The sequence below is a fragment of the Streptomyces sp. ISL-94 genome, from assembly GCF_018614075.1.
GTDB lineage: Bacteria > Actinomycetota > Actinomycetes > Streptomycetales > Streptomycetaceae > Streptomyces.
This window is the reverse complement of record NZ_JAGGOZ010000027.1, coordinates 25,596-50,163: the sequence shown is the minus strand read 5'-3', so window position 1 is coordinate 50,163 and position 24,568 is coordinate 25,596. Positions and strand designations below refer to the sequence as shown.

Annotated in this window: 21 protein-coding genes and 1 tRNA gene; 9 read left to right on the top strand and 13 right to left on the bottom strand. The window is 70.9% G+C overall.

Translation table 11 applies throughout. The annotated features are described in order from the left end of the window. From J7E94_RS10385 to J7E94_RS10375, 3 genes are all read right to left on the bottom strand, one after another. Window positions 1-1,494, bottom strand: a complete 1,494-nt coding sequence (locus tag J7E94_RS10385) for a SulP family inorganic anion transporter (RefSeq protein WP_215014276.1) — start codon at window positions 1,492-1,494, stop codon at window positions 1-3. A 94-nt stretch (window positions 1,495-1,588) separates the two neighbouring features. Next, window positions 1,589-1,662, bottom strand: a tRNA-Pro gene (locus J7E94_RS10380). Between the two features lie 113 nt (window positions 1,663-1,775). Further along, window positions 1,776-2,717, bottom strand: coding sequence for a metallophosphoesterase (locus J7E94_RS10375; protein WP_215014274.1), 942 nt, complete (start codon window positions 2,715-2,717; stop codon window positions 1,776-1,778). Between the two features lie 67 nt (window positions 2,718-2,784). On the opposite strand from J7E94_RS10375, the gene J7E94_RS10370 reads away from it, so the two are divergent. Further along, complete coding sequence (locus J7E94_RS10370; RefSeq protein ID WP_215014272.1) at window positions 2,785-3,246, top strand: GatB/YqeY domain-containing protein; 462 nt, start codon at window positions 2,785-2,787, stop codon at window positions 3,244-3,246. Between the two features lie 91 nt (window positions 3,247-3,337). Here J7E94_RS10370 and J7E94_RS10365 read toward each other — a convergent pair whose 3' ends face one another. Beyond that, window positions 3,338-5,635: a transglycosylase domain-containing protein gene (locus tag J7E94_RS10365; protein ID WP_215014270.1), complete on the bottom strand. Its 2,298-nt coding sequence runs from the start codon at window positions 5,633-5,635 to the stop codon at window positions 3,338-3,340. Window positions 5,636-6,020: 385 nt separating this feature from the next. Here J7E94_RS10365 and J7E94_RS10360 point away from each other — a divergent pair, with 385 nt between their 5' ends. After that, window positions 6,021-6,371: a WhiB family transcriptional regulator gene (locus tag J7E94_RS10360; RefSeq protein WP_215014268.1), complete on the top strand. Its 351-nt coding sequence runs from the start codon at window positions 6,021-6,023 to the stop codon at window positions 6,369-6,371. Between the two features lie 77 nt (window positions 6,372-6,448). Here the strand turns inward: J7E94_RS10360 and J7E94_RS10355 are convergent, their stop codons facing one another. After that, the gene (locus J7E94_RS10355; protein ID WP_374224420.1) at window positions 6,449-7,720 is read right to left on the bottom strand and encodes an ArsA family ATPase; all 1,272 of its coding nucleotides are present in this window, start codon (window positions 7,718-7,720) and stop codon (window positions 6,449-6,451) included. Continuing rightward, the gene (locus J7E94_RS10350; RefSeq protein WP_215014267.1) at window positions 7,717-8,700 is read right to left on the bottom strand and encodes an ArsA-related P-loop ATPase; all 984 of its coding nucleotides are present in this window, start codon (window positions 8,698-8,700) and stop codon (window positions 7,717-7,719) included. The genes J7E94_RS10355 and J7E94_RS10350 overlap by 4 nt, the downstream gene beginning before the upstream one ends. Window positions 8,701-8,753: 53 nt before the next feature. Here J7E94_RS10350 and J7E94_RS10345 point away from each other — a divergent pair, with 53 nt between their 5' ends. The 4 genes from J7E94_RS10345 (at window position 8,754) to J7E94_RS10330 (ending at window position 11,410) form a co-directional block, all read left to right on the top strand. Next, a complete protein-coding gene (locus J7E94_RS10345; RefSeq protein ID WP_007264966.1) occupies window positions 8,754-8,915 on the top strand; it encodes a DUF4177 domain-containing protein in 162 nt (53 codons plus the stop codon). Then, window positions 8,912-9,382 (top strand): RidA family protein, encoded by a 471-nt coding sequence (locus J7E94_RS10340; RefSeq protein WP_215014266.1) that lies wholly within the window; start codon window positions 8,912-8,914, stop codon window positions 9,380-9,382. Before J7E94_RS10345 ends, J7E94_RS10340 begins: the two co-directional genes overlap by 4 nt. 286 nt (window positions 9,383-9,668) lie before the next feature. After that, window positions 9,669-10,568: an NUDIX hydrolase gene (locus J7E94_RS10335; protein ID WP_215014265.1), complete on the top strand. Its 900-nt coding sequence runs from the start codon at window positions 9,669-9,671 to the stop codon at window positions 10,566-10,568. Continuing rightward, complete coding sequence (locus J7E94_RS10330) at window positions 10,565-11,410, top strand: MBL fold metallo-hydrolase (protein WP_215014264.1); 846 nt, start codon at window positions 10,565-10,567, stop codon at window positions 11,408-11,410. Before J7E94_RS10335 ends, J7E94_RS10330 begins: the two co-directional genes overlap by 4 nt. A 16-nt stretch (window positions 11,411-11,426) precedes the next feature. Here the strand turns inward: J7E94_RS10330 and J7E94_RS10325 are convergent, their stop codons facing one another. Together J7E94_RS10325 and J7E94_RS10320 are read right to left on the bottom strand one after the other, a co-directional pair. After that, entirely contained in the window at window positions 11,427-12,230 is an 804-nt protein-coding gene (locus tag J7E94_RS10325) for a nucleotidyltransferase domain-containing protein (RefSeq protein ID WP_215014263.1), read from the bottom strand. 222 nt (window positions 12,231-12,452) lie between these two features. Then, window positions 12,453-13,127, bottom strand: a complete 675-nt coding sequence (locus J7E94_RS10320) for a Crp/Fnr family transcriptional regulator (protein WP_003981529.1) — start codon at window positions 13,125-13,127, stop codon at window positions 12,453-12,455. A gap of 255 nt (window positions 13,128-13,382) precedes the next feature. Here J7E94_RS10320 and nth point away from each other — a divergent pair, with 255 nt between their 5' ends. The 3 genes from nth to J7E94_RS10305 all read left to right on the top strand — a co-directional run bounded on the left by nth (window position 13,383) and on the right by J7E94_RS10305 (window position 16,413). After that, window positions 13,383-14,243 (top strand): endonuclease III, encoded by an 861-nt coding sequence (nth, locus tag J7E94_RS10315; RefSeq protein ID WP_215014262.1) that lies wholly within the window; start codon window positions 13,383-13,385, stop codon window positions 14,241-14,243. 231 nt (window positions 14,244-14,474) lie between these two features. Further along, a complete protein-coding gene (locus tag J7E94_RS10310) occupies window positions 14,475-15,197 on the top strand; it encodes a CoA pyrophosphatase (RefSeq protein ID WP_215014260.1) in 723 nt (240 codons plus the stop codon). Between the two features lie 13 nt (window positions 15,198-15,210). Beyond that, on the top strand, window positions 15,211-16,413 hold the full coding sequence (locus J7E94_RS10305; RefSeq protein ID WP_215014258.1) for a MarP family serine protease: 1,203 nt from the start codon (window positions 15,211-15,213) through the stop codon (window positions 16,411-16,413). Between the two features lie 319 nt (window positions 16,414-16,732). Here J7E94_RS10305 and J7E94_RS10300 read toward each other — a convergent pair whose 3' ends face one another. The 5 genes from J7E94_RS10300 to J7E94_RS10280 all read right to left on the bottom strand — a co-directional run bounded on the left by J7E94_RS10300 (window position 16,733) and on the right by J7E94_RS10280 (window position 24,380). Continuing rightward, window positions 16,733-17,689 (bottom strand): alpha/beta fold hydrolase, encoded by a 957-nt coding sequence (locus J7E94_RS10300; protein ID WP_215014256.1) that lies wholly within the window; start codon window positions 17,687-17,689, stop codon window positions 16,733-16,735. Then, a complete protein-coding gene (locus tag J7E94_RS10295) occupies window positions 17,686-18,144 on the bottom strand; it encodes a phage holin family protein (RefSeq protein ID WP_215014254.1) in 459 nt (152 codons plus the stop codon). Before J7E94_RS10295 ends, J7E94_RS10300 begins: the two co-directional genes overlap by 4 nt. Before the next feature lie 54 nt (window positions 18,145-18,198). Further along, window positions 18,199-19,632 carry a Na+/H+ antiporter NhaA gene (gene nhaA / locus J7E94_RS10290; protein WP_308344832.1) on the bottom strand — a complete coding sequence of 478 codons (1,434 nt, stop codon included), beginning with the start codon at window positions 19,630-19,632 and terminating at the stop codon, window positions 18,199-18,201. A gap of 224 nt (window positions 19,633-19,856) precedes the next feature. Continuing rightward, window positions 19,857-21,812, bottom strand: coding sequence for an acetate--CoA ligase (gene acs / locus J7E94_RS10285; protein WP_308344831.1), 1,956 nt, complete (start codon window positions 21,810-21,812; stop codon window positions 19,857-19,859). Between the two features lie 210 nt (window positions 21,813-22,022). After that, the gene (locus J7E94_RS10280; RefSeq protein WP_215014252.1) at window positions 22,023-24,380 is read right to left on the bottom strand and encodes a SulP family inorganic anion transporter; all 2,358 of its coding nucleotides are present in this window, start codon (window positions 24,378-24,380) and stop codon (window positions 22,023-22,025) included. Between the last annotated feature and the right edge of the window lie 188 nt (window positions 24,381-24,568).

Genomic DNA, 24,568 nt, shown 5'->3' with positions numbered 1-24,568 from the left:
TCAAGAGCGCCGGGTGAGGCTCCCGTACAGGCGGGCGCTGGGCTCGTTGAGGCCGGTGATCTCGACGGTCTTGCCGAGCTGCGCGTAGCGGTGCTCGATCGCGTCGAGCGTGGCGACCGACGAGGCGTCCCAGATGTGGGCCGCGGACAGGTCGACGACCACGTGCGCCGGGTCGCCCGCGTAGTCGAACCGGCCGACCAGCTCGTTGGAGGAGGCGAAGAACAGCGCGCCGCTCACCGCGTACACGATCTGGCCGCCGTCGGGATCCGTCACCGAAGTGACGTCGGCGAGCCGCGCCACGCGCTTGGCGAAGATGACCATCGCCGTGACCGAGCCGGCGACCACGCCCACCGCGAGGTTGTGGGTGACGACCACGCACACGACGGTCAGCACCATCACCGTGATCTCGCCCGCGGGCATCCGCTTGAGCGTCTTCGGCGCGATGGAGTGCCAGTCGAAGGTCGCGAAGCAGACCATCACCATCACGGCGACCAGCGCGGCCATGGGGATCCGGGAGACGGCCGGGCCGAAGACGATGCACAGCACCAGCAGGAAGGCGCCCGCAAGGAAGGTGGACAGCCGGGTCCGGGCGCCCGACACCTTCACGTTGACCATCGTCTGGCCGATCATCGCGCAGCCGCCCATGCCGCCGAAGAAGCCGGTGACGATGTTCGCGATGCCCTGGCCGATCGACTCCCGCGTCTTCGACGAGCGCGTGCCGGTGATCTCGTCGACCAGCTTCGCCGTCATCAGCGACTCCATCAGCCCGACCAACGCCATGGCGAAGGCGTACGGGGCGATGGTGGCCAGGGTGTCGAGGGTGAACGGGACGTCGGGCAGGCCCGGCACCGGCAGCGAGGAGGGCAGGGCCCCCTTGTCGCCGACCGTGGGCACCGCGATCCCGGCCGCCACCGTGATCGCGGTCAGGATCACGATGGACACCAGCGGCGCCGGCACCAGCGTGGTCGCCTTCGGGAAGAAGACCATCAGCGCCAGCCCGGCCGCCAGCAGCGGATACACGGCCCACGGCACGTTCCGCAGCTCGGGCACCTGGGCCATGAACACCAGGATCGAGAGGGAGTTGACGAAGCCGACCATCACCGAGCGCGGGATGAACCGCATCAGTTTGCCGACGCCGAGCGCGCCCAGCAGGATCTGGAAGAGGCCCCCCAGGATGACCGCGGCGACCAGGTACCCGAACCCGTGCTCCCGGTTGAGCGGCGCGATGACCAGGGCCACGGCCCCCGTCGCCGCCGAGATCATCGCCGGCCTGCCGCCGACCACGGCGATCGTCACCGCCATCGTGAAGGACGCGAACAGCCCGACCGCCGGATCAACTCCGGCGATGATCGAGAACGAGATGGCCTCCGGAATCAGCGCGAGCGCGACCACCAGACCGGCCAGCACCTCGGTGCGCAGCACCCGCGGCGACAGCCACGCCGGACGGAACCCGCGTATCCGCGCGGCTATGGAGACGGTAGAAGAAGCAGACACCACAGAACGGACCTTGATCTCCCAAGCGATCACGACAACGCAGGAAGGGCCTGATCCGCTATGCGGATCAGGCCCTTGACCTGGTCTTACGAAGTCGGGGTGGCGGGATTTGAACCCACGACCTCTTCGTCCCGAACGAAGCGCGCTGCCAAGCTGCGCTACACCCCGATCGTCGCCTTGCAGCACTGCTGTCCTGGCGACATCGATTACTTTAGCGGACCTGCGGCCGGAGACGAAATCCGGTTTTCACGGAGCGTTCGCGGGGCCGGGGGAGCCACGGGTCATGACGCCTTCGGGGTCAGCGTCAGGAGCGTGGCCTCCGGCGGACACGCGAAGCGGACCGGGGTGAACCGGTTGGTGCCGCAGCCCGCCGAGACGTGGAGGAACGCGCGGTGGCCGCCCGCCTCGTGCGTGGACAGGCCCTTCACCCGCTCGGTGTCCAGGTCGCAGTTGGTCACGAGCGCCCCGTAGAAGGGGATGCACAGCTGCCCGCCGTGCGTGTGCCCGGCGAGGATCAGCGGGTAGCCGTCCGCCGTGAAGGCCTCGAGCGTGCGCAGGTACGGGGCGTGCACGACGGCGATCGAGAAGTCCGCGTCCGGATCCGGACCGCCCGCCACCCGCTCGTAGCGGTCCCGCTTGATGTGCGGGTCGTCCAGTCCGGTGAAGGCGAGCTCCAGGCCGTCCAGCTTCATCCGCGCCCGGGCGTTGGTGAGGTTCAGCCAGCCCGCCGCGTCGAAGGCGTCCCGCATCTCCTCCCACGGGTTGTGGACGGCGCCGACGACCGGCTTGTTGCCGTTCAACCCGTGCCGGCCCTGCACCTTCTCGATCAGGTAGCGCCCGGGGTTGCGCAGCCGCGGCCCGTAGTAGTCGTTCGACCCGAAGACGTACGCCCCCGGGAAGGACATCAGCGGACCCAGCGCGTCGAGCACCTCGGGGATGCCCTCGGTGTCGGAGAGGTTGTCGCCGGTGTTCACGACGAAGTCGGGGCGCAGGCCGGCCAGGGACTGGAGCCAGGCGCGCTTCTTGCGCTGCCCGCTGACCATGTGGATGTCCGAGACCTGCAGTATCCGCAGCGGCCGCATCCCCTGGGGCAGGACGGGGACGGTCACCCGCCGCAGGCGGAAGGACCGCGCTTCGAAACCGGCGGCATAGGCCACACCCGCGGCCCCCACCGCAGCGATTCCGGCAGCCGCTTTCAGGGGTACTCCGTAACGCGCACGCATGGCCCCATCGTCGCAGACCCGCAAAACCTACGGGCGCCAGCGCCCCCGCACCTGGCAGACTCGGGTCATGACCACGCTCAAGGCCAAGCTCCAGGAAGACCTCACGACCGCCATCAGGGCGCGCGACGAGCTGCACTCGTCCACGCTGCGCCTGACCCTCTCCGCCATCACCAAGGAGGAGGTCGCGGGCAAGGAGGCACGCGTGCTCTCCGACGAGGAAGTCCTCAAGGTGATCGCCAAGGAGGCGAAGAAGCGCCGCGAGGCCGCGGAGGCGTTCGCCCAGGGCGGCCGTCCCGAGCAGGCCGCGCGCGAGACCGCCGAGGGCGAGTTCCTCGACACGTACCTGCCCAAGCAGCTTTCCGACGACGAGCTCGCCGCGATCGTGGCGCAGGCCGTGGAGGAGGCCAAGGCGGCGGGTGCCGAGGGGCCGCGGGCCATGGGCGCCGTCATGAAGATCGTGAACCCCAAGGTGGCCGGGCTGGCGGAGGGCGGGCGCGTCGCCGCCGCCGTCAAGAAGCAGCTCTCCTAGCCGTGACCAGCCCGAGTAGTACTGAGTAGCCCTACGGGAAGGGGCCCCAGCCGGATCGATCCGGCTGGGGCCCCTCTCCTCTTGCTGCTTCCTACTGGTCCTCGCGGCCGCCGATCATGCCCGGGTCGAGGGTGATCCCGGGGAACGGGTTGTCCGGGGTGGCGCCGCCCGTCGTCCCGCCGGTGGCTCCGGCCGCCGTGGTGCCGCCGGGGCGTCCGCCGGGCTTGTTGTCGCCGCCCGGCTTGCCGGGCTTCGGGGGCTTGACCGGGGTCGTGGCCGGCCGGCCGCCGTTGCTGCCGCCGCCCGGGACCACGGGTTCCGGGATGCTGATCGTGACGAAGCTCGGGGCCTCGCGCCCGGCCAGGGCGCCGGTGACCGCGTCCTTCCAGATAGGGCCGGGCAGGCCGCCGCCGAAGACCTTGTCGTAGGACCTGCCGCCGATCACGATGTCCTCCATCGAGATCTTCGTGGCGCCGCCCGAGCCGACCCACACCGCGCCGGAGATGTTCGGGGTGTAGCCCACGAACCAGGCGTTGTAGCGGCCGTCGGTCGTACCGGTCTTGCCCGCGCTGTCGCGGTCGGTCAGACCGGCCCGCTCACCGGTACCGGAGTCGACCACTCCGCGCAGCAGGGTGTTGATGGTGTCGGCCGTGTCCTGCGACATGGCCCGGTCGCACTTGGACTTCGGCACCGCGAGGGCCTTGCCGTGCGCGTCGGTGATCGACTCGACGGCGACCGGCGTGCAGTAGATGCCCCGGTTGGCGAAGGTCGCGTACGCGTTGGCCATCGTCAGCGGGGAGAGTTCGGCCGAGCCGAGCGCGATCGACGGGGCCTCGGGCAGCTTCGAGCCGTCGGCCGGGACCACGCCGAGCTTCTGCGTCATCTCCGTCACCGGGCAGAGCCCGATCTCGCCGATCATCTCGACGAAGTAGGTGTTGATGGACTTCTCCATCGCCGTCTTCAGCGCGTACGGACCGATCTCGTCCTCGGTCTCGTTCTTGGCCGTCTGGATCTTGCCGTTGACGGGCAGGTTCAGCCACTGCGAGCCGTCGCACTTCTGGATCGGCGTCGGGTAGTCCATCTTGTTCGGCGCCGGGTACACCTGCGTCGGCGGCGTACCCCGCTCCAGCGCGGCCGCCGCGATGAACGGCTTGAAGGTCGAGCCGACCTGGAAGCCGAAGTTCGAGCCGCCCATCCGCTTGTCCACGGAGTAGTTGATCTGCGTCTCGTTCTTCCCGAAGCCGTACGGCTTGGACTGCCCCATCGCCAGCACCCGGCCGGTGCCCGGCTGGACCATGGTCACAGCCGTCGCGATCGAGTCCTCCTGGTAGACGTGGTCCTTGATCGACTCATTGGCCGCGTCCTGGGACTGCGGGTCCAGGGTCGTACGGACCGTCAGGCCGCCCTGGTTCCAGACCTTCGCCCGCTCTTCGCGCGTCTTGCCGAAGACCGGATCGGTCAGGAAGGAGTTGCGCACGTAGTCGCAGAAGAATCCGGCGCCCTTGACGGCGGTGATGCAGCCGTTCTTCGGCCGGGTCACCTTCAGGGTGACCGGCTTCGCCTTCGCCGCGTCCGCCTCCGCCTGCGAGACGTCCTTGATGTCGGCCATCCGCTGGAGGACGACGTTGCGCCGCTTCATCGCCTCGGTCGCGTCGTTCACCGGGTCGAACCGGCTCGGCGACTGGACGACGCCTGCCAGCAGCGCGGACTCCTCCAGGGTCAGGTCCTTGGCCGGCTTGCTGAAGTAGCGCTGGGCCGCGGATTCGATTCCGTAGGCCTGCTGCCCGAAGTACGTGATGTTGAGGTAGTTCTCGAGGATCTTCTTCTTCCCGAGCTCCTCCTCGACCTGGATCGCGTACTTCAGTTCGCGGATCTTGCGCCCGAGGCTCTTCTCCTGGGCTTCGCGCACCTTGGTCTCGTCGTCGCCGGCCTCTTCGACGAATACGTTCTTCACGTACTGCTGGGTGAGGGTGGAGGCGCCCTGAGCCGCGCCGCCTTCCTGTGCGTTGCGGTTGACCGCGCGCAGGATGCCCTTGAGGTCGACCGCGCCGTGTTCGTAGAAACGCGAGTCCTCGATGGCGACGATTGCCTTCTGCATGTACGGGGAGATCGCCGTGAGGGGGACCACCTGCCGGTCGCGCGAATAGACAGTGGCGATCAAGCCACCTTCGGAGTCCAGAATCGTGGTCCGCTGGCTCAGTGGCGGAGTCTTGAGATTGGCCGGGATCTCATCGAATCCCTCGACCGTGCCCTTGGCCGCGAGCCCCAGGGCGCCTGCCGCCGGGATCGCCATGCCGGCCAGCACAACTCCGGAGAGAACGGACACCCCGAGGAACTTGGCGGCCTGCTGGCTCCCCGTGAGCCCGCCGCCCGAGCGCTTCTTACCCATGGAGGGCAGCCTACGTTCTCATTCCCCGGACACACGCGAATGCCTTGGCCTAAGCTGTCCCCAACTGTCACAGCAGGGCGGTGCGACATCAACCCCTCGGCTGATTTTCACCCTTCCCGAATGGGGTGGACTCATGCCCGAATCCCGCCTGCTGCGTTGATGATGCCCCGCCGATTCCACCCGAATCGCCGGAATGGTCGGGCATGTCGCCGGATCACTCCGTCGGGTGATCTGCCGCTTACTCATAGTCCGTTCGGACCATTCAAGATTGGGCCCGTCGGGGGTGTTGCACTGTGCCCACCTTCCGTAACGTCCTCAACTGGCAGCGGTGAATATGCCGCTACCGCCGTGGGGGAGCCTCGATTCGGGAGAGGACGGCGCCGGGATGGGCTGGGTTACCGACTGGAGTGCGCAGGCAGCCTGCCGCACTACCGATCCGGATGAACTGTTCGTTCAAGGAGCGGCACAGAACAGGGCCAAGGCGGTGTGCACCGGATGTCCGGTGCGGACCGAGTGCCTGGCCGACGCGCTCGACAACCGTGTCGAGTTCGGAGTATGGGGCGGAATGACCGAGCGGGAACGACGTGCGCTGCTGCGCCGGCGTCCCACCGTCACCTCGTGGCGACGGCTGCTCGAGACCGCCCGCACGGAGTACGAGCGCAGTACGGGCATCCTCACCATGGATGACGATGTGGAGATCGACGTTCCGTACGAGACGTACGCGGCAGCCGGGTAGATCACCCGGGGCGCCACGCCACGCGCCATGCCACGCCGTGTCATGTCACGGCACGTCAGGGCATGTCGTTGGAACACCTATGCTCCGGCCGGAACCCCGGTCGCGAGTCGCTCTCCGATGGCCCGCAGCCCGGCGAGGTCGTGCACATCGCCGGGCAGGGCGGCCACTTCGGCCACCGCCACTTCGGGGTGCAGCGAGGTGAAGCGGTCGCGTGTGCGCTTTTCGCGCGCGATCACCTGCATGCGCTCGGCGTGCAGGCGCAGCAGTCCCGCCGTGATTGCGTCGACCTCCGTGGTGTCGTCGGTGTCGCTGTCGGCATCACGAAGTCCAGCTTTCCCGGACTCCTGATCGACAATGCCGCCCTCTTCAAGATTCTCTGCGGCGGCCAACGCCCGTTCGGCGGACAGCTGGTCGGCGCCGCTGCCGTGCACCCGGTTCAGTACCAGACCGGCCAGCGGCATGCTCTCGGCCGCCAGCCGCTCCACGAAATACGCCGCCTCGCGCAGCGCGTCCGGCTCGGGCGCCGCGACCACGAGGAAGGCCGTACCGGGCGCCTGGAGCAGCCGGAAGGTGGCGTCCGCCCGTGTGCGGAACCCGCCGAACATCGTGTCCATCGCCGCCACGAAGGTCTGCACGTCCTTCAGCAGCGAGGCGCCCATCAGCTTGCTCAGTGTGCCGGTCATCATCGACATGCCGACATTGAGGAACTTCATCCCCGCCCGGCCGCCCACCTTCGCCGGAGCCATCAGCACCCGGATGAACCTCCCGTCCAGGAAGGACCCGAGGCGCTTCGGCGCGTCCAGGAAGTCCAGCGCCGACCGGCTCGGCGGGGTGTCCACGATGATCAGGTCCCAGTCGTCCCGGGCCCGCAGCTGCCCCAGCTTCTCCATCGCCATGTACTCCTGCGTGCCCGCGAAGCCGGCCGACAGGGACTGGTAGAAGGGGTTGGCGAGGATGGCCTGGGCCCGCTCGCCGTCCGCGTGCGCCTCGACGATCTCGTCGAACGTCCGCTTCATGTCCAGCATCATGGCGTGCAGTTCACCGCCGTCCGCGCCCACGCCCGCCACCTTGCGCGGGGTGTTGTCCAGCGAGTCGATCCCCATCGACTGCGCGAGCCGCCGCGCCGGGTCGATGGTGAGCACGACCGCCTTCCGCCCGCGCCCGGCCGCCCGTACGCCGAGCGCCGCGGCCGTGGTGGTCTTGCCGACCCCGCCCGCGCCGCAGCACACGATGATCCGGGTGCCCGGATCGTCCAGCAGCCCGTCGACGGCCAGCCCCGGCGGCGTGTCCAGTCCCACGGTGTCCAGTCCCACGGTGTCCAGTCCCACGGTGTGCCCCCCCTCGCTCATTCGGCCACCGACTGCTTCCGCAGTTCCTTGGCCAGCTGATAGAGCCCGCCCAAGTCCATCCCCGCGCCGAGCAGGGGAAGTTCGTACGTCGGCACGTCCAGCCCGGCCAGTACGGTGCGCTGCGCGCGCTCCAGCTCCACCCGGCTCGCGTGCTCGGCGGCCTGCGTGAGCAGCGGGTCCACCAGCCGCTCGGCCAGCCCCCCGCGGCGCGCTCCGCCGAGGCCGGCCCGGGACAGCGCCCTGGCCACCTCCGCGCGGTGGTCGCCGGCCGCGGTGCGCAGGGTGTCCTCGTCCAGGTGGTGCGGCCGCACCATGTTGACGACGACCCGGCCCACGGGCAGCCCGGCCTCCCGGAGCTCGGCCATGCCGTCCGCGGTCTCCTGGACCGGCATCTCCTCCAGGAGGGTGACCAGGTGGACGGCCGTCTCGGGGGACTTGAGCACCTTCATGACGGCCTGGGCCTGGTTGTGGATCGGCCCGAACCGGGCCAGGCCCGCGACCTCGTCGTTGACGTTCAGGAAGCGGGTGATCCGCCCGGTCGGCGGCGCGTCCATGATCACGTGGTCGTAGACGTAGCGTCCGGCCTTGTCCCTGCGCCGCACCGCCTCACAGGCCTTGCCGGTCAGCAGCACGTCGCGCAGCCCGGGGGCGATGGTCGTCGCGAAGTCGATGGCGCCGAGCTTCTTGAGGGCGCGGCCGGCCGAGCCGAGCTTGTAGAACATCTGGAGGTAGTCCAGCAGCGCCCGCTCGGCGTCGATGGCGAGCGCGAAGACCTCCCCGCTGCCGCCGGGCGCGACGGCGATCTTCCGCTCCTCGTACGGGAGCGCCTCGGCGCCGAAGAGCTGCGCGAGCCCCTGCCGGCCCTCGACCTCCACGAGAAGAGTCCGCTTGCCCTCGCGTGCGAGGGCAAGCGCGAGTGCCGCGGCGACCGTGGTCTTGCCGGTGCCGCCCTTGCCGCTGACCACCTGGAGCCTGCTCACAGCGTCCGAGCCTAATTCCTTCGCTCCGGACGGCAGGCACTACCCTCGCTCCCATGACCAAGAAGTTCGAATACGCGACCGTCCCGCTGCTCGTGCACGCCACCAAGCAGATCCTGGACACCTGGGGCGAGGACGGCTGGGAGCTCGTCCAAGTCGTGCCCGGGCCGAACAACCCCGAGCAGCTCGTGGCCTACCTGAAGCGGGAGAAGGCATGAGCGGCGTCGTCGAGGCGAAGCTGGCCGAGCTCGGCCTGACCCTGCCCGAGGTCGTCCCGCCGCTGGCGGCGTACCAGCCGGCCGTGCGGTCGGGCGCCTACGTCTTCACCGCGGGCCAGCTCCCGATGGTCAAGGGCAGCCTGCCGCTCACCGGCAAGGTCGGCGCGGAGGTCTCGGCGGAGCAGGCCAAGCAGCTGGCCGCCACCTGCGCCCTGAACGCCCTGGCCGCCGTGAAGTCGGTCATCGGCGACCTCGACAAGATCGCGCGTGTCGTGAAGGTCGTCGGCTTCGTCGCCTCGGCCCCCGACTTCACGGGACAGCCGGGCGTGCTGAACGGCGCGAGCGAGCTCCTGGGCGCCGTCCTCGGCGACAAGGGCGTCCACGCCCGCAGCGCGGTCGGCGTGGCGGTCCTCCCGCTGGACGCCCCGGTCGAGATCGAGTTCCAGGTCGAAGTCGCCTCCGCCTGACCCCTCCGGGGCGGTTCCGCGAGCCCGGTCGGTGCTGCCCCCGCGCGGCATCCGGCCGGGCTCGACGCCGTTGCGCTGCGCGCACGTGCAGGCTGATGCCGGCCAAAATCCAGCCCCTCCGGCGTTTGAGGAGCGGGGTGCGGGGCGGAGCCCCGGTCTTTGAGCCGCGCCAGACGGACGACATCAGCCGAATCCGGTACCGCCAGGGGGACCTCCCGGGGCGCGGGGCGGCCTGCCGCATCGGGGACCCCTCGAACATCGGGCCGGATGGCCGTAGCATCCCGCCATGCCGAATGGTCAGTACGGTCAGCAACAGCCCCCCGCCGGAGGCCAGTGGTACCCGCCGGAGTGGCCCGACCGCATCCGCGCGCTCGCGGACGGCTCGCTCACCCCGGTCGCCCCCCGACGCGCCGCCACCGTGATGCTGCTGCGCGACACCCCCGCCGGGCCCGCCGTCCACATGCTCCGCCGCCGGGCCTCCATGGCCTTTGCCGGAGGCGCGTACGCCTATCCGGGCGGTGGGGTCGACCCCCGCGACGCGGAACACCAGGTCGGCTGGGCAGGGCCGTCCCGGCAGGACTGGGCCGCGCGCCTCGGCACCGATCCCGCCGCCGCCCAGGCCATCGTGTGCGGCGCGGTACGGGAGACCTTCGAGGAGGCGGGCGTCCTGCTCGCGGGGGAGACCGAGGACACTGTCGTCGGCGACACCACCGGCGACGCGTGGGAGGCCGACCGGCAGGCCCTCGTGGCCCGGGAGCTGTCCTTCGCCGAGTTCCTCGACCGACGCGGCCTGCGGCTCCGCTCCGACCTGCTCGGGGCATGGGCCCGCTGGATCACCCCGGAGTTCGAGCCGCGCCGCTACGACACCTGGTTCTTCGTCGCCGCCCTGCCCGAGAGCCAGCGCACCCGCAACGCCTCCACCGAGGCCGACCGGACCGTCTGGATCCGCCCCGCCGACGCGGCCGGCGGGTACGACAAGGGCGAGCTGCTGATGATGCCGCCCACCATCTCCACCCTGCGCTCCCTGGAGCCGTACGGGAGCGCCGCCGACGCGCTCGCCGCGGCCGGGACGCAGGACCTCACCCCCGTTCTGGCCCAGGCCGCGCTGGAGGACGGCGTAGTGGTGCTCAGCTGGCCGGGCCACGACGAGTTCACCAAGCGAGTGCGCCTCGGAGGCCCCGCATGACCGACGCCGCCGCCCTGCCCGGTCAGCCCCGCGGATTCGTCGCCTCCGGGCCCGCGACCGCCCGCGCCGTCAACATCCTGGCCCCCAACGCCTCCGCGATGACCCTGGACGGCACCAACACCTGGCTGGTGGCCGAGCCGGACTCCGACCTGGCCGTCGTCATCGACCCCGGACCGCTGGACGAGGCACACCTGCGCGCGGTGATCGCCACCGCTGAGCAGGCCGGCAAGCGGATCGCCCTCACCCTGCTCACCCACGGCCATCCCGACCACGCGGAGGGCGCCGGCCGCTTCGCCGAGCTCACCGGCACGAAGGTCCGCGCCCTGGACCCGGCCCTGCGCCTCGGCGGCGAGGGCCTGGCCGCCGGGGACGTGATCCGGACCGGCGGGCTGGAGCTGCGCGTGGTGGCGACCCCCGGCCACACCGGCGACTCCCTCTGCTTCCACCTGCCCGCCGACCGGGCCGTCCTGACCGGCGACACGGTCCTGGGCCGCGGCACCACCGTCGTCGCGCACCCCGACGGCCGCCTGGGCGACTACCTCGACTCCCTGCGCCGCCTGCGCTCGCTCACCGTCGACGACGGGGTGCACACCGTCCTGCCGGGCCACGGGCCGGTCCTGGAGGACGCCCAGGGCGTCGTGGAGTACTACCTGGCCCACCGCGCGCACCGCCTCGCCCAGGTCGAGACCGCCGTCGAGAACGGCTTCACCACCCCCGAGGCGGTCGTCGCCCAGGTCTACGCGGACGTGGACCGCTCCCTGTGGCCGGCCGCGGAATGGTCCGTACGGGCGCAGCTGGAGTACCTCCAGGAGCACGGCCTGATCCCGGGCGGTCCCGAATGAGCGCGTCGGCCGCGGGTCAGGACCGCGGGGCCTTCGGGCCGTGCCGGGCCGTGTACTCGTCCGCGAGCCACGGCCCCAGGTCCTCGATGTAGGTCCGCAGGACGGCCGGGTCCGCGACCGGATCCAGGGCCACGGCGGCCGCGTCCCGCATCTGGGCCGCCCGCTCCGGGTAGTACGCGCCGAAGATCTCCGCGGACTCCGTCAGGTCGCTGGTCCAGCCGCCCCACCGGGGCATGACCAGGGTGAAGCCGGCGCGGACCAGGCGCCGCGCGAAGGCCCGGCTGAGCCTGCGGTAGTCCTCCGGCGCCGACGCGGCCTGCACCTTCGCCCGCCAGTCGGGCAGTACGTCGGCCAGGTCGCCGTTGGTCTCGCGGGCGAGCAGGCCGTCCGGACGGTAGCGGGGCAGGTGCTCGGCCAGGTCCGCGCCGAGCAGGGGGGTGCACAGGCAGGCGAGGAACCAGCCCAGGTCGTATCGTTCCTGCTCGCTCAGCAGGGTGTCCTTGCCGTAGAGCAGGATCCCGGCGCCTTCGATCTCCGGGAAGTCCTCGTCGAGCCCGCGGGACAGCACCTCGGCGGCGTCCCGGTCCTCCTCCGAGGGCTCGCGGTGCAGGGCGAGTAGCAGGTCGAGGTCGGACAGCCCGGGCCGGGCCGTGCCGCGCGGCAGGGACCCGTACAGGTAGGCGCTGTGGAGCCGTCGCCCGTACGCCTCGGCGATCCGCTCCCGGGCGGCGGCCACGACCGGCCTGAACTCGGCCTGGACCTGCCCGAGGGCCCCTTCCCGCTCGATGTACCCGTCCGCGTCCAGGCCTCTGTGCTCCATGCCTCCACTGTGCCCGCACTCTGGCCGGGGACCTCTGGCCAAAACGCCGGGCAAAGCCGGCCCCGCCGCTTTGAAGCGGGGCCCCGATCTTCAGCCCCGCCGGCGTTCGAGGCGCGGGGCCCGCGGGGCCCGGGGCGGAGCCCAGCAGCGGCGCCGTACCCGAACACGCGAAAGGGGCCCCGCCCAACCGGGCAGGGCCCCCAAACACGACAACGGCCAGCGTCAGCGCGACCGCTTGGCGAGCCGCTCCACATCCAGCAGGATCACGGCACGTGCCTCCAGGCGGAGCCAGCCGCGGCCCGCGAAGTCGGCCAAGGCCTTGTTCACGGTCTCGCGGGAGGCGCCGACGAGCTGCGCCAGCTCCTCCTGCGTGAGGTCGTGGACCACGTGGATGCCCTCCTCCGACTGCACGCCGAACCGGCGCGACAGGTCGAGGAGCGCCCGCGCCACACGGCCGGGAACGTCGGAGAAGACCAGGTCGGACATCTGGTCGTTGGTCTTGCGCAGGCGCCGGGCGACGGCGCGCAGCAGCGCGGTCGCGACCTCGGGCCGGGCGTTCAGCCACGGCTGGAGGTCGCCGTGCCCGAGGCCGAGCAGCTTGACCTCGGTCAGCGCGGTGGCGGTGGCGGTGCGCGGGCCCGGGTCGAAGAGCGACAGCTCTCCGATCAGCTCGCCGGGGCCGAGGACGGCCAGCATGTTCTCGCGACCGTCGGGGGAGGTGCGGTGGAGCTTCACCTTGCCCTCGGTCACGACATACAGCCGGTCGCCGGGATCGCCCTCGTGGAACAGGGCGTCACCGCGTGCGAGGGTCACCTCGCCCATGGAGGCGCGGAGCTCCGCGGCCTGCTCGTCATCGAGCGCCGCGAAGAGCGGGGCGCGCCGCAGAACGTCGTCCACGAGTCTCTCTCCTATGTCGACCAGCTCAAGGGGACCGGTCTCCCATTTTGCCGGACGGCTCAAACAGTGCGATCAATCACTACCAAGGATGCCGGACGTACGCGTGTGCTGTGCGGTGGGAGACCGATCGGGGTGGTGTTACCTGAGGTCCGGGCGGGTGTCAGCGGTCGGCCTTAGGCTGGCCGGGTGTCCAATAAGCCGGTGAGAGCACAGGCCAAGGGGTCCGCAGGAGTGACGGCGGCCCATAATTCAGCCGTGGGCGAACATGCCCTCGGGAAGGCATCTTCGCAGGCCCCACCCTCCTCCAAGGGCAAAGGTTCGGCCAAGAAACCGACGGTGGCCAAGCCCGAATCCCGCCTGGCCATGGTGCGCCGGGCCCGCCGCATCAACCGCGAGCTGGCCGAGGTCTATCCGTACGCCCATCCGGAGCTCGACTTCCGCAATCCCTTCGAGCTGCTCGTCGCGACGGTGCTGTCCGCGCAGACCACCGACCTGCGGGTGAACCAGACGACCCCGGCCCTCTTCGCCGCCTACCCGGCCCCCGAGGACATGGCCGCGGCCGCTCCCGAACATCTGGAGGAGCTCATCAGGCCGACCGGGTTCTTCCGGGCGAAGTCGAAGGCCCTGCTCGGCCTCTCGCAGGCCCTGCGGGACACCTTCGGCGGGGAGGTGCCGGGCCGGATAGAGGACCTGGTGACCCTGCCCGGAGTAGGCCGCAAGACGGCGAACGTGGTCCTCGGCAATGCGTTCGGGGTCCCCGGGATCACGGTGGACACCCACTTCGGCCGGCTGGTGCGCCGCTGGAAGTGGACGGAGCAGGAGGATCCGGAGAAGGTCGAGGCGGAGATCTGCGCGATCTTCCCCAAGAGCGAGTGGACGATGCTGTCGCACCGCGTCGTCTTCCACGGCCGCCGGATCTGCCACGCCCGCAGGCCGGCCTGCGGGGCCTGCCCGATCGCCCCGCTCTGCCCGGCGTACGGGGAGGGCGAGACGGACCCGGAGAAGGCGAAGAAGCTGCTCAAGTACGAGAAGGGCGGCCTGCCGGGCCAGCGCCTGAGCCCGCCCCCGGACTACCCGGGCCTCCCGGCCCCGCCCGCCGGCCCCGCCCCGGTGTGAGGCATGGGGGTCCGCCGGGACTCCGTCCGGGGGAGCGTCCGGAGCGGGGCCCCGGCAGCGGGGCGCAGCCGTAGTACTGGAGAAGACCGTCTGCTGCGCGGATCCGTCGGAGGAGCGGCCCAAGCGGTCCGCCCGCGCGCTCACCGTCTTCGAGCGCCGGCCGCGCAAGCAGGAACGAATCGGTACCCGGACCGCGTTTGGCGGTCAGGGAGAACAGGGACAGGGGTGCCTATGACGCGCGGTACACGGGACGAGACGGCAGCCGCAACGGCAGCGCGCGAGGGCGCCGGCATCGCGGTGTCCGCCGACGGCCTGCCCGGCTGGCTGGAGCCGGTCGAGCGGGTCGTACGGACCATCGAGCCGCCCCAGCTCAGCCGGTTCCTGCCGCCCGAGGACGGCGGCGGCCGGCAGTCCGCCGTGCTCATCCTCTTCGGCGAGGGCCCCCGCGGCCCCGAGCTGCTGCTCATGGAGCGCGCCGGGACGCTGCGCTCCCACCCGGGCCAGCCCTCCTTCCCCGGCGGCGCCCTCGACCCGGAGGACGGCGATCCGCACACCACCGGCCCGCTGCGCGCCGCCCTGCGCGAGGCCGAGGAGGAGACCGGGCTCGACCCTTCCGGTGTCCAGCTCTTCGGGGTCCTGCCCCGCCTCTACATCCCCGTCAGCGAGTTCGTCGTGACCCCGGTCCTCGGCTGGTGGCGCACCCCCAGCCCCGTGGGCGTCGTGGACCCGGCCGAGACGGCCCGCGTGTTCACGGTTCCCGTGGCGGATCTCACGAATCCCGAGCACCGTGTCACGGTCGCCCACCCGAGCGGCCACCTGGGCCCGGGCTTCACCGTCGAATCGGCCCTGGTCTGGGGTTTCACGGCCGGAGTGATCGACCGGCTGCTGCATTTCGCGGGGTGGGAGCGGCCCTGGGACCGCTCGCGGCACGTCCCGCTCGACTGGCGCGCGTGAGACGGTGACCCATGTGAACGTGCTGGACATCTTGTTGCTGCTCGCTGCCGTGTGGTTCGCGATCGTCGGCTACCGCCAGGGGTTCGTCGTCGGCATCCTGTCGGTGATCGGGTTCCTCGGCGGTGGCCTCGTCGCCGTGTCCCTGCTCCCGCTGATCTGGGACCGGGTGACGGACAACGGCACCCAGGTGTCCACCACGGTCGTCGTCATCGCCGTCGTCGTGATCATCATCTGCGCCTCGATCGGCCAGGCCCTGACCACCCACCTCGGCAACAGACTCCGCCGCCACATCACCTGGTCGCCGGCGCGCGCGCTCGACGCGACCGGCGGGGCCCTGGTCAACGTGGTGGCGATGCTGCTGGTGGCGTGGCTGATCGGTTCCGCACTGGCCGGGACCTCGCTTCCCACGCTGGGCAAGGAGGTCCGCAACTCCAAGGTGCTCCTCGGCGTGGCGCGGGTGCTGCCCGCCCAGGCGAACACCTGGTTCTCGGACTTCAGCTCCACCTTGGCGCGCAACGGCTTCCCACAGGTGTTCAGCCCGTTCTCCAACGAGCCCATCACCGAGGTGAAGGCGCCCGACCCGGCGCTCGCCATCAGCCCCGTCACAGAGCAGGCCAGGCGCTCGATCGTGAAGGTCGTCGGCACCGCTCCCGGCTGCAGCAAGGTGCTGGAGGGCACGGGCTTCGTCTTCGCGCCCGGCAAGGTGATGACCAACGCGCACGTCGTCGGCGGGGTCGCCGAGCCGACCGTGCAGGTCGGCGGCGAGGGCAAGCTGTACGACGGCAAGGTCGTGCTCTACGACTGGGGCCGCGACATCGCCGTCCTGGACGTGCCCAAGCTGAAGGCCCCGGCGCTGGAGTTCTCCGACCGGGACGCGGCGAGCGGCAGCGACGCGATCGTCGCCGGCTTCCCGGAGAACGGCGCGTACGACGTCCGCTCCGCCCGCGTCCGCGGCCGGATCAACGCCAACGGCCCGGACATCTACCACCGCGGTACCGTGCGACGGGACGTCTACTCGCTGTACGCGACGGTCCGCCAGGGCAACTCCGGCGGCCCGTTGCTGACTCCCGACGGCAAGGTGTACGGGGTCGTCTTCGCGAAGTCCCTCGACGACCCGAACACCGGCTACGCGCTGACGGCGGACGAGATCCGCGACGACATCCGGATCGGCAAGAGCGCCGTCCAGCGGGTCGACAGCCAGGGCTGCGCCCTCTGAGGCCGTGCGGTTCCCGCGCCGCCGCGTCTGCGCGGTTCTTTACGTCCGCGGATGCCGCAGGCGTGCCGAGACCCAGCGGGCCCGGCGGCGCAGGATGCGCGGAATCCCGAGTCTGAGGTCGTGGCCGCGCGGGCCGGGCCTCTCGTGGGTGCCCGGCGTAGCTGCCGAGCGGCGTTCGTGTGCGGTGTCACCGTAGTCGTGCGTCCAGCCCATACTCCGAGCTGTGCCCGTGCCCCAAGGTCGGTAACCCCGTACGCGGCGGCCAATTGGCCTATGCGCCAGGCAATTGAATGATTGTCATCTCGCGCGGTGGAGCGGGTCAGCGGTCCGGCTCGGGGTCTTTCAGCCAGTTCACCAACTCGGTAGAGAAGGCGACCGGGTCCTCCTCGTGCGGGAAGTGCCCGAGACCGTCGAACAGCCGCCACCGGTACGGGGCTTCGACGTACTCCCCGGAACCGGCCGCACTGCGCGTCCGCATCACCGGGTCGAGCGAGCCGTGCAGGTGCAGCGTCGGCACCCGCACCGGCCGCTTCATCCGCCGGTTGAACTGGAGCCCGTCGGGCCGCGCCATCGACCGCATCATCCAGCGGTACGGCTCGATCGAGCAGTGCGCGGTGGACGGGATGCACATCGCCCGCTGGTACACGGCGAGATCCGCGTCCTCCGGAAGCAGCGGCCCCGACCAGTCCCGGATCAGCTGCCCTACGAGGGCCCCGTCATCGGCGACGAGCTGCCGCTCGGGGACGAACGGCCGCTGGAAGCCCCAGATGTGCGAACTGGCCCTGGCCTGCCCGAAGTCCGACAGCATCGCCGAGCGCCACCGCCGCGGATGCGGCATGGAGGAGACGACGAGGCGGCGCACCAGCTTGGGCCGCATCACGGCCGCCGTCCAGGCGAGGTACCCGCCCAGGTCGTGCCCCACGAGGGCGGCGTCCGGTTCGCCGAGGGACCGTACGACCCCGGTGATGTCGAGCGCGAGATTGGCGGGGTCGTAGCCGCGCGGGGTGCGGTCGCTGCCGCCCACGCCGCGCAGGTCCATGGCGACCGCCCGGTAGCCGGCGTCGGCGAGCGCGGTCAGCTGGTGCCGCCAGGTCCACCAGAACTGCGGGAAGCCGTGCAGCAGGAGCACCAGCGGCCCGTCACCGAGCTCGGCGACATGGAAGCGGGCACCGTTGGCGGCGACGTCCCGGTGCGTCACCGACCTCCCGGGCACGTCGAGCCGTACCGCCGTGGCAGCGGTGGGCGGAGTGCTGGGGTCCGGCGAGGGGGCTGTCATGAGGACGAGCGTGCCACACCCAGGGCCTTGTCACTCAACGGCCGCGCGTGCGGCTTGACGGTCCCTACGAGCGCAGCGGTCTGCTTGACGGACTCGATGGTCTTCACCGGCGGCTTGACCTTCTTGAACTTGACCACGGCGAGCAGCCCGACCAGGCCCGCGAGCAGCCAGAACGCACCGCCGACGATGAGGAAGGACCACGCGAGGCCGAGCCCGAGGTTATGGATCCCGTAGGCCGCGGCGAAACTCAGTACGGGCAGGGAGAAGAGCACCAGCACGCCCGCGACGATGGCGGCGCCGCTGCCGATGCCCGCGCGCTTGACGTCCTGCTTGATCTCCACCTTGGCGAGGGCGATCTCGTCGTGCACCAGGGCGGACATCTCGGCGGTGGCCGAGGCGACCAGCTGGCCGAGTGTGCGCTCGGCTCCTTGCACTCCTTGGTCCCCTGCGGTCATCGCTCTCTCCCTCTGTCGTCTGCTGCCGGCGGCTGTCCTCCGTCGTCAGTCAGATCATGCCGGACGGTCGCCCTCTGCGTGGGAACCGGCTGCCGCTTCGGCCGGACCGGCGGCTGCCGCCTCGGCCCTGCGGCGGTGCTCTGCGGCCTTGTTCTCGTAGATCCTCGCCATCCGCAGGTGGTACTCGGGGTTGTGCTCCTCGTAGATGTCCGGGATGCCGTCCAGGTCCTCGTCGCGCTCCTCGGCCTCGGTGAGCGCCCTGTACCTGCGGTCGCGGAGCTTGAGCAGGACACAGGCGAGGACGGCGGAGATGAGCGAGCCGATCAGGACGGCGGCCTTGACCTCGTCGGTGAGGACCGCGTCGCCGGCGAAGGCGAGCTCGCCGATCAGCAGCGAGACGGTGAAGCCGATGCCGGCGAGCGAGGCCACGGCGAATACGTCGGGCCAGGCCAGGTCCTCGTTGAGCTCGGCCTTGGTGAAGCGGGCGGCCAGCCAGGTGCCGCCGAAGATGCCCACGGTCTTGCCGACGACCAGGCCGAGGACGACACCGAGGGTCTCCGGCCGGGTGAACACCTGGCCGATGGACTCGTCGGAGAGGGAGACCCCGGCGGAGAACAGGGCGAAGAGCGGGACGGCGAGACCGGCGGAGAGGGGCCGGATCAGGTGCTCGATGTGCTCGCCGGGGGAGTGGCGCTCGTCGTCCTTGCGGGTGCAGCGGAGCATCAGGCCCATGGCGACACCGGCGATGGTGGCGTGGATGCCGCTGTTGTACATCAGGCCCCAGATGACCAGGGCGAGCGGGACGTAGACGTACCAGCCGCGGACGTTCTTGCGGAGCAGGAACCAGAAGAGGGCCAGACCCACGACAGCGCCGCCGAGCGCCAGGAAGTCGAGCTCGTTGGTGAAGAACACGGCGATGATCAGGATGGCGAAGAGGTCGTCGACGACGGCGAGGGTCAGCAGGAAGGCGCGCAGGGCGGACGGCAGCGAGGTGCCGATGACCGCGAGGACCGCGAGCGCGAAGGCGATGTCGGTCGCGGTCGGGACCGCCCAGCCGTTCAACGAGCCGCCGCCGGACATGTTGGTCAGGGCGTAGACCAGGGCCGGGACGGCCATGCCGCAGAGGGCGGCGATGACGGGGAGGGCGGCCGCCTTGGGCTCGCGCAGGTCACCCGCGACCAGCTCGCGCTTGAGTTCGATGCCGGCGACGAAGAAGAAGACCGCGAGGAGGCCGTCGGCGGCCCAGTGCTGGATCGACAGGTCCAGGCCCAGGGAGCCGGGGCCGAGGTGGAGGTCCCGGACCGTGTGGTAGCTGTCCGCCAGGGCGGGCGTGTTGGACCAGATCAGGGCGGCGATCGCGGCCACGAGCAGCAGCACGCCACCGACGGTCTCGGCGCGCAGGGCGTCGGCGACGAAGCGGCGCTCGGGCAGTGAGAGCCGGCCGAGCAGCTTGCGGCTGGGGGTGGGGGTAGGCGTGGGCGTGGCCACGGGGGGCACCTCCGGGCGGTCGACGGCATGACAAACGCTGTTGCCGACCAGACTTCCCGGCGCACCCTGAAAACTTGAGCACGTCATATATTGACGCTTTTCCTATTTTACAGGGTCGGCCGGTCGCATCAGGTGATCTTCACCTTAAACGGCAGGAGGGTGTCCGGCGCGCTACGCGCCGAACACCCTCCTTCAACCCGTTGCGCCCCGGTCGGGCAGCCCCGTCAGTCCTCGCTGGCCGCGGACGGCAGCTGGCTCTGGATCAGGTCCATGACCGAGGAGTCGGCGAGCGTGGTGACGTCGCCGACGGCGCGGTTCTCCGCCACATCGCGCAGCAGGCGGCGCATGATCTTGCCCGAGCGGGTCTTCGGCAGCTCCTGGACCGGCAGGATCCGCTTCGGCTTGGCGATCGGGCCGAGCGTGGCGCCGACGTGGTTGCGCAGCTCCGCGACCAGGCTCTCGGTCTCGGAGGCGCTGCTGCGCAGGATGACGAAGGCCACGATGGCCTGGCCGGTGGTCTCGTCGTTGGCGCCGACCACGGCCGCCTCGGCGACGGAGGGGTGCGAGACGAGCGCCGACTCGACCTCGGTGGTGGAGATGTTGTGGCCGGAGACCAGCATGACGTCGTCCACCCGGCCGAGCAGCCAGATGTCGCCGTCGTCGTCCTTCTTGGCGCCGTCGCCCGCGAAGTACTTGCCCTCGAAGCGCGACCAGTAGATGTCGATGAAGCGCTGGTCGTCACCCCAGATGGTGCGCAGCATCGAAGGCCACGGCTCGGTGAGGACCAGGTAGCCGCCTCCGCCGTTGGGGACCTCGTTCGCCTCGTCGTCCACGACGGTGGCGGAGATCCCGGGCAGGGCGCGCTGCGCGGAGCCCGGCTTGGTGTCGGTGACGCCCGGCAGCGGGGAGATCATCATCGCGCCGGTCTCGGTCTGCCACCAGGTATCCACGATCGGGCAGCGGTCGCCGCCGATGTGCTTGCGGTACCAGATCCAGGCCTCGGGGTTGATCGGCTCGCCGACCGAGCCCAGGACGCGCAGGCTCGACAGGTCGAACTTCGCGGGGATGTCGTCGCCCCACTTCATGAACGTGCGGATGGCCGTCGGCGCCGTGTAGAGGATGCTGACGCCGTACTTCTGCACGATCTCCCAGAACCGGCCCTGGTGCGGGGTGTCCGGCGTGCCCTCGTACATCACCTGGGTGGCGCCGTTCGCGAGCGGCCCGTAGACGATGTACGAGTGCCCGGTCACCCAGCCGATGTCGGCGGTGCACCAGTAGACGTCGGTCTCCGGCTTCAGGTCGAAGACCGCGTGGTGGGTGTACGCGGTCTGCGTGAGGTAACCGCCCGAGGTGTGCAGGATCCCCTTCGGCTTACCCGTGGTCCCCGAGGTGTAGAGGATGAAGAGCGGGTGCTCGGCATCGAAGGCCTGCGGGGTGTGCGAGGTGGACTGGCGGCCGACGGCCTCGTGCCACCAGACGTCGCGGCCCTCGGTGAAGGCGGTGTCCTGGCCGGTGCGCCGCACCACGAGCACGTTCTTGACCTGCGGACACTTGCCGACGGCCTCGTCGATGGCGGGCTTCAGCGCGGTGGGCTTGCCGCGGCGGTAGCCGCCGTCGGCGGTGATGACCAGCTTGGCGTCGGCGTCCTGGATGCGGGAGGCGACGGCGTCGGCGGAGAACCCGCCGAACACCACGGAGTGCGCGGCGCCGACGCGGGCGCACGCGAGCATCGCGACGACTGCCTCGGGGATCATCGGCAGGTAGACGGCGACGCGGTCGCCGGGCTGGACGCCCAGCTCGGTCAGGGCGTTGGCGGCCCTGGAGACCTCGTCCTTGAGCTCGGCGTAGGTGATCGCGCGGCTGTCGCCGGGCTCGCCCTCGAAGTGGATGGCGACGCGGTCGCCGTTGCCGGCCTCGACGTGGCGGTCCACGCAGTTGTACGCCACGTTCAGCTTGCCGTCCGCGAACCACTTCGCGAAGGGCGGATTCGTCCAGTCGAGCGTCTCGGTCGGCTCGGTGGCCCAGGTCAGCCGCCGGGCCTGCTCGGCCCAGAAGCCCAGCCGGTCCGCGTCGGCCTGTGTGTACGCAGCCTCTGTCACGTTGGCGGCGGCGGCCAGATCGGCGGGCGGTGCGAACCGCCGCTCCTCCTTGAGCAGATTGGCCAGGCTTTCATTGCTCACGACATCTCCCTTTCCCAGGGTGTCCGTTGTGTCCCCGGGGCATAGCTCATCAGTCAGCGGCCCAGGTGACAAGGGGTAGCCGAGGATTGGTTTAGACCTATAGCACGGCCGGATGCGCGCGCGAAAGGCCCCCTCCCGCTGCAGGGTGCGGGAAGGGGCCAAAACGATTGCACGGATACGGGAGGCTATCGGTTCAGGCGCGCGGTGGTTTCAGGCGTTCTGTCCCACTGCTCCGTCGGCTCCGACGGTGTCGAAGACGCGGCAGTCGAAGAAGTCCTCGCCCTCGGAGAGCAGGTATGCCTGGGCCTCGCCCACGTGGAAGTACATCCCGTGCAGCTCCAGGGTGCCCTCGGCGAGCCGCCTGGCCACCGACTCATGGGCCCGCAGGTGCTCCAGCTGCTGGACCACATTGGTCAGGCACAGCTGTTCCACGGCGTCCGCCGGCAGCCGGCCCGAGATCCGGGCCCAGGCGTGGTTCCGGCTGGCCATCCGCTCCAAGCTGGGCAGCCCGTGGCGCAGCCAGCGGCGCAGCGGGGTCATCGGTGCTCCGGGCGCGGAGTTGAGCAGGGCCTGCATGGCCCCGCAGCCCGAGTGCCCGCACACCGTGATGCTGTCCACCTTGAGCACGTCCACCGCGTACTCGATGGCAGCCGCGACCGAGTCGTCGGTGGACTCGGCGCCCGGCAGCGGGACCAGGTTCCCGACGTTGCGGACGGTGAACAGGTCGCCCGGCCCGCTGGCCGTGATCATGCTGGTCACCAGGCGGGAGTCGGCGCAGGTGAGGAAGAGCTGGGAGGGCCGCTGCCCTTCGCGGGCCAGCCGGGCCAGCTCGTCCCGTACGTGCGGCGCGGTATCGCGCTGGAAGGCGCTGATCCCGTTGGCCAGTTGACCGGCGCCGCGCCGGCGGGGCGCCGGCGTCTGCGCCTCGGTGCCGGTGGCCGCGGTCGAGCCCGGCACCGTACGGCCTTCGGCGCTGCCGGAGCCGCCGGCGGCGGACCGGTGGTCGCAGTGGTTCTTCCACGGGGTCCACGGGCGGCAGCAGTGGTGGTCCGCGCGCTGGGCTCCGCTCCCGTCGAGGCGCTGCTGCCAGGGCCGGGACCGGTCGGCGGAGCGGCCGGTGATCTCCAGCGCGCCGCCGTGCGCCAGATGGGAGTCCTGCCAGTCCTGGAGCGTCTCGTGCGCCGCGTGGTCCATGAACGAGCCGTCCAGCTCGACCACCACGCGTGCATCGTGCGGAATGTGGCTGAGTACGCGGCTCAGCCGGGGGACGGCGAGGAAGGTCAACTGGCCGCGGGCCCGCACGCGGTGGATGCCGCCCCGCTCCTCCACCGTGATCCGGGTCCGCGTGAGCCGGTACAGCGCGACCGCCACGGCGACCGCGATCCCGATGGCCACTCCCTCCAGCACACCGCCGAGCACCACCGCCGCGATCGTCGTCGCATAGACCAGGACCTCGCGATGCCGGGTGACGGTACGCAGGTGGGTGGCGCTCACCATCTGCACCCCCACCGCCATCACCAGAGCGGCCAGCGCGGCGAGCGGGACCAGGTCGAGGGCGGGGGCGAGGAGTGCGGCCGCGAGCAGGATCCAGAGCCCGTGCAGAACGGCCGACCGCCGGCTGACGGCCCCGGCCTTGACGTTCGCCACGCTGCGCATGGCCCCGCCGGCGACGGGCAGGCCGCCCAGCGCCCCCGAGATGATGTTCGCCGCGCCCTGGCCACGCAGTTCCCGGTCCAGGTCGGCGCGGCGCGGGCGGTTGCCCGTACGCCGCTCGGAGGCGATCGCCTTGTCGGTCGCGACCGCGGAGAGGAGGCTCTCCACACTGCCGACCAGGGTGATGGTCAGTACGGCAGCGATGATGCCGAGGACCGGGCCCTCGGGCAGTTCCGGCAGGGCGTGGCTGCGCCAGGACGGCAGGTCCACCAGGGGCAGGGTGAGGCGGGCCAGCGTGGCGACGGCGGTGGCCGTCGCCACGGCGGCGAGCGCGGCGGGGACCTTGCGCAGGGCGCGGCCGGCCCGTCCGGGCAGCCGCGGCCAGGCGAGCAGGACGGCCAGTGTCAGCGCGCTGACGCCGAGCGCCGCCGGATGCAGATCGGCCAATTGGGCGGGCAGCCCGCGGACGTTGGCCACGGCCGAGCTCTGCGGAGTGCCGCCGAGCACGATGTGCAGCTGGGCGATGGCGATCGTCACGCCGACGCCGGCGAGCATGCCGTGCACGATGGCCGGGCTGACCACGAGCGCGGACCGGGCGGTGCGCAGCGCGGCCAGCCCGAGCTGGCAGCAGCCGGCGAGCACGGTGATGGCGCAGGTGGTGCGCCAGCCGTAGCGCTGGATCAACTCGGCGCTGACGACGGTGAGGCCGGCCGCGGGCCCGCTCACCTGGAGCGGTGCGCCGCCGAGCCGCCCGGCGATGATTCCGCCGACCGCCGCGGCGACCAGTCCCGCCTGGAGCGGTGCACCGGTGGCCAGGGCGATGCCGAGCGAGAACGGCAGGGCGATCAGGAAGACGGCGATGGAGGCGGACAGGTCCGCGGCGAGGTTCGTGGGGGTGGGGGAAGGGGCTGTCATAGGTCCCGTCTCCTCGGGGGAGGGGTGAAGCGGCGGGAGTCTCAACACTCGGTAAATGGATGGTAATGGACAGTAAAGAGAAGTGGTGGTCAATACCGGCAAATAGCCTAGGAATTAGCACTCAAGGGTGATTAATCATTTTGTACGGCTTGTCACATCTTCCTCAAAGTGGACCGCATGGGACGTTG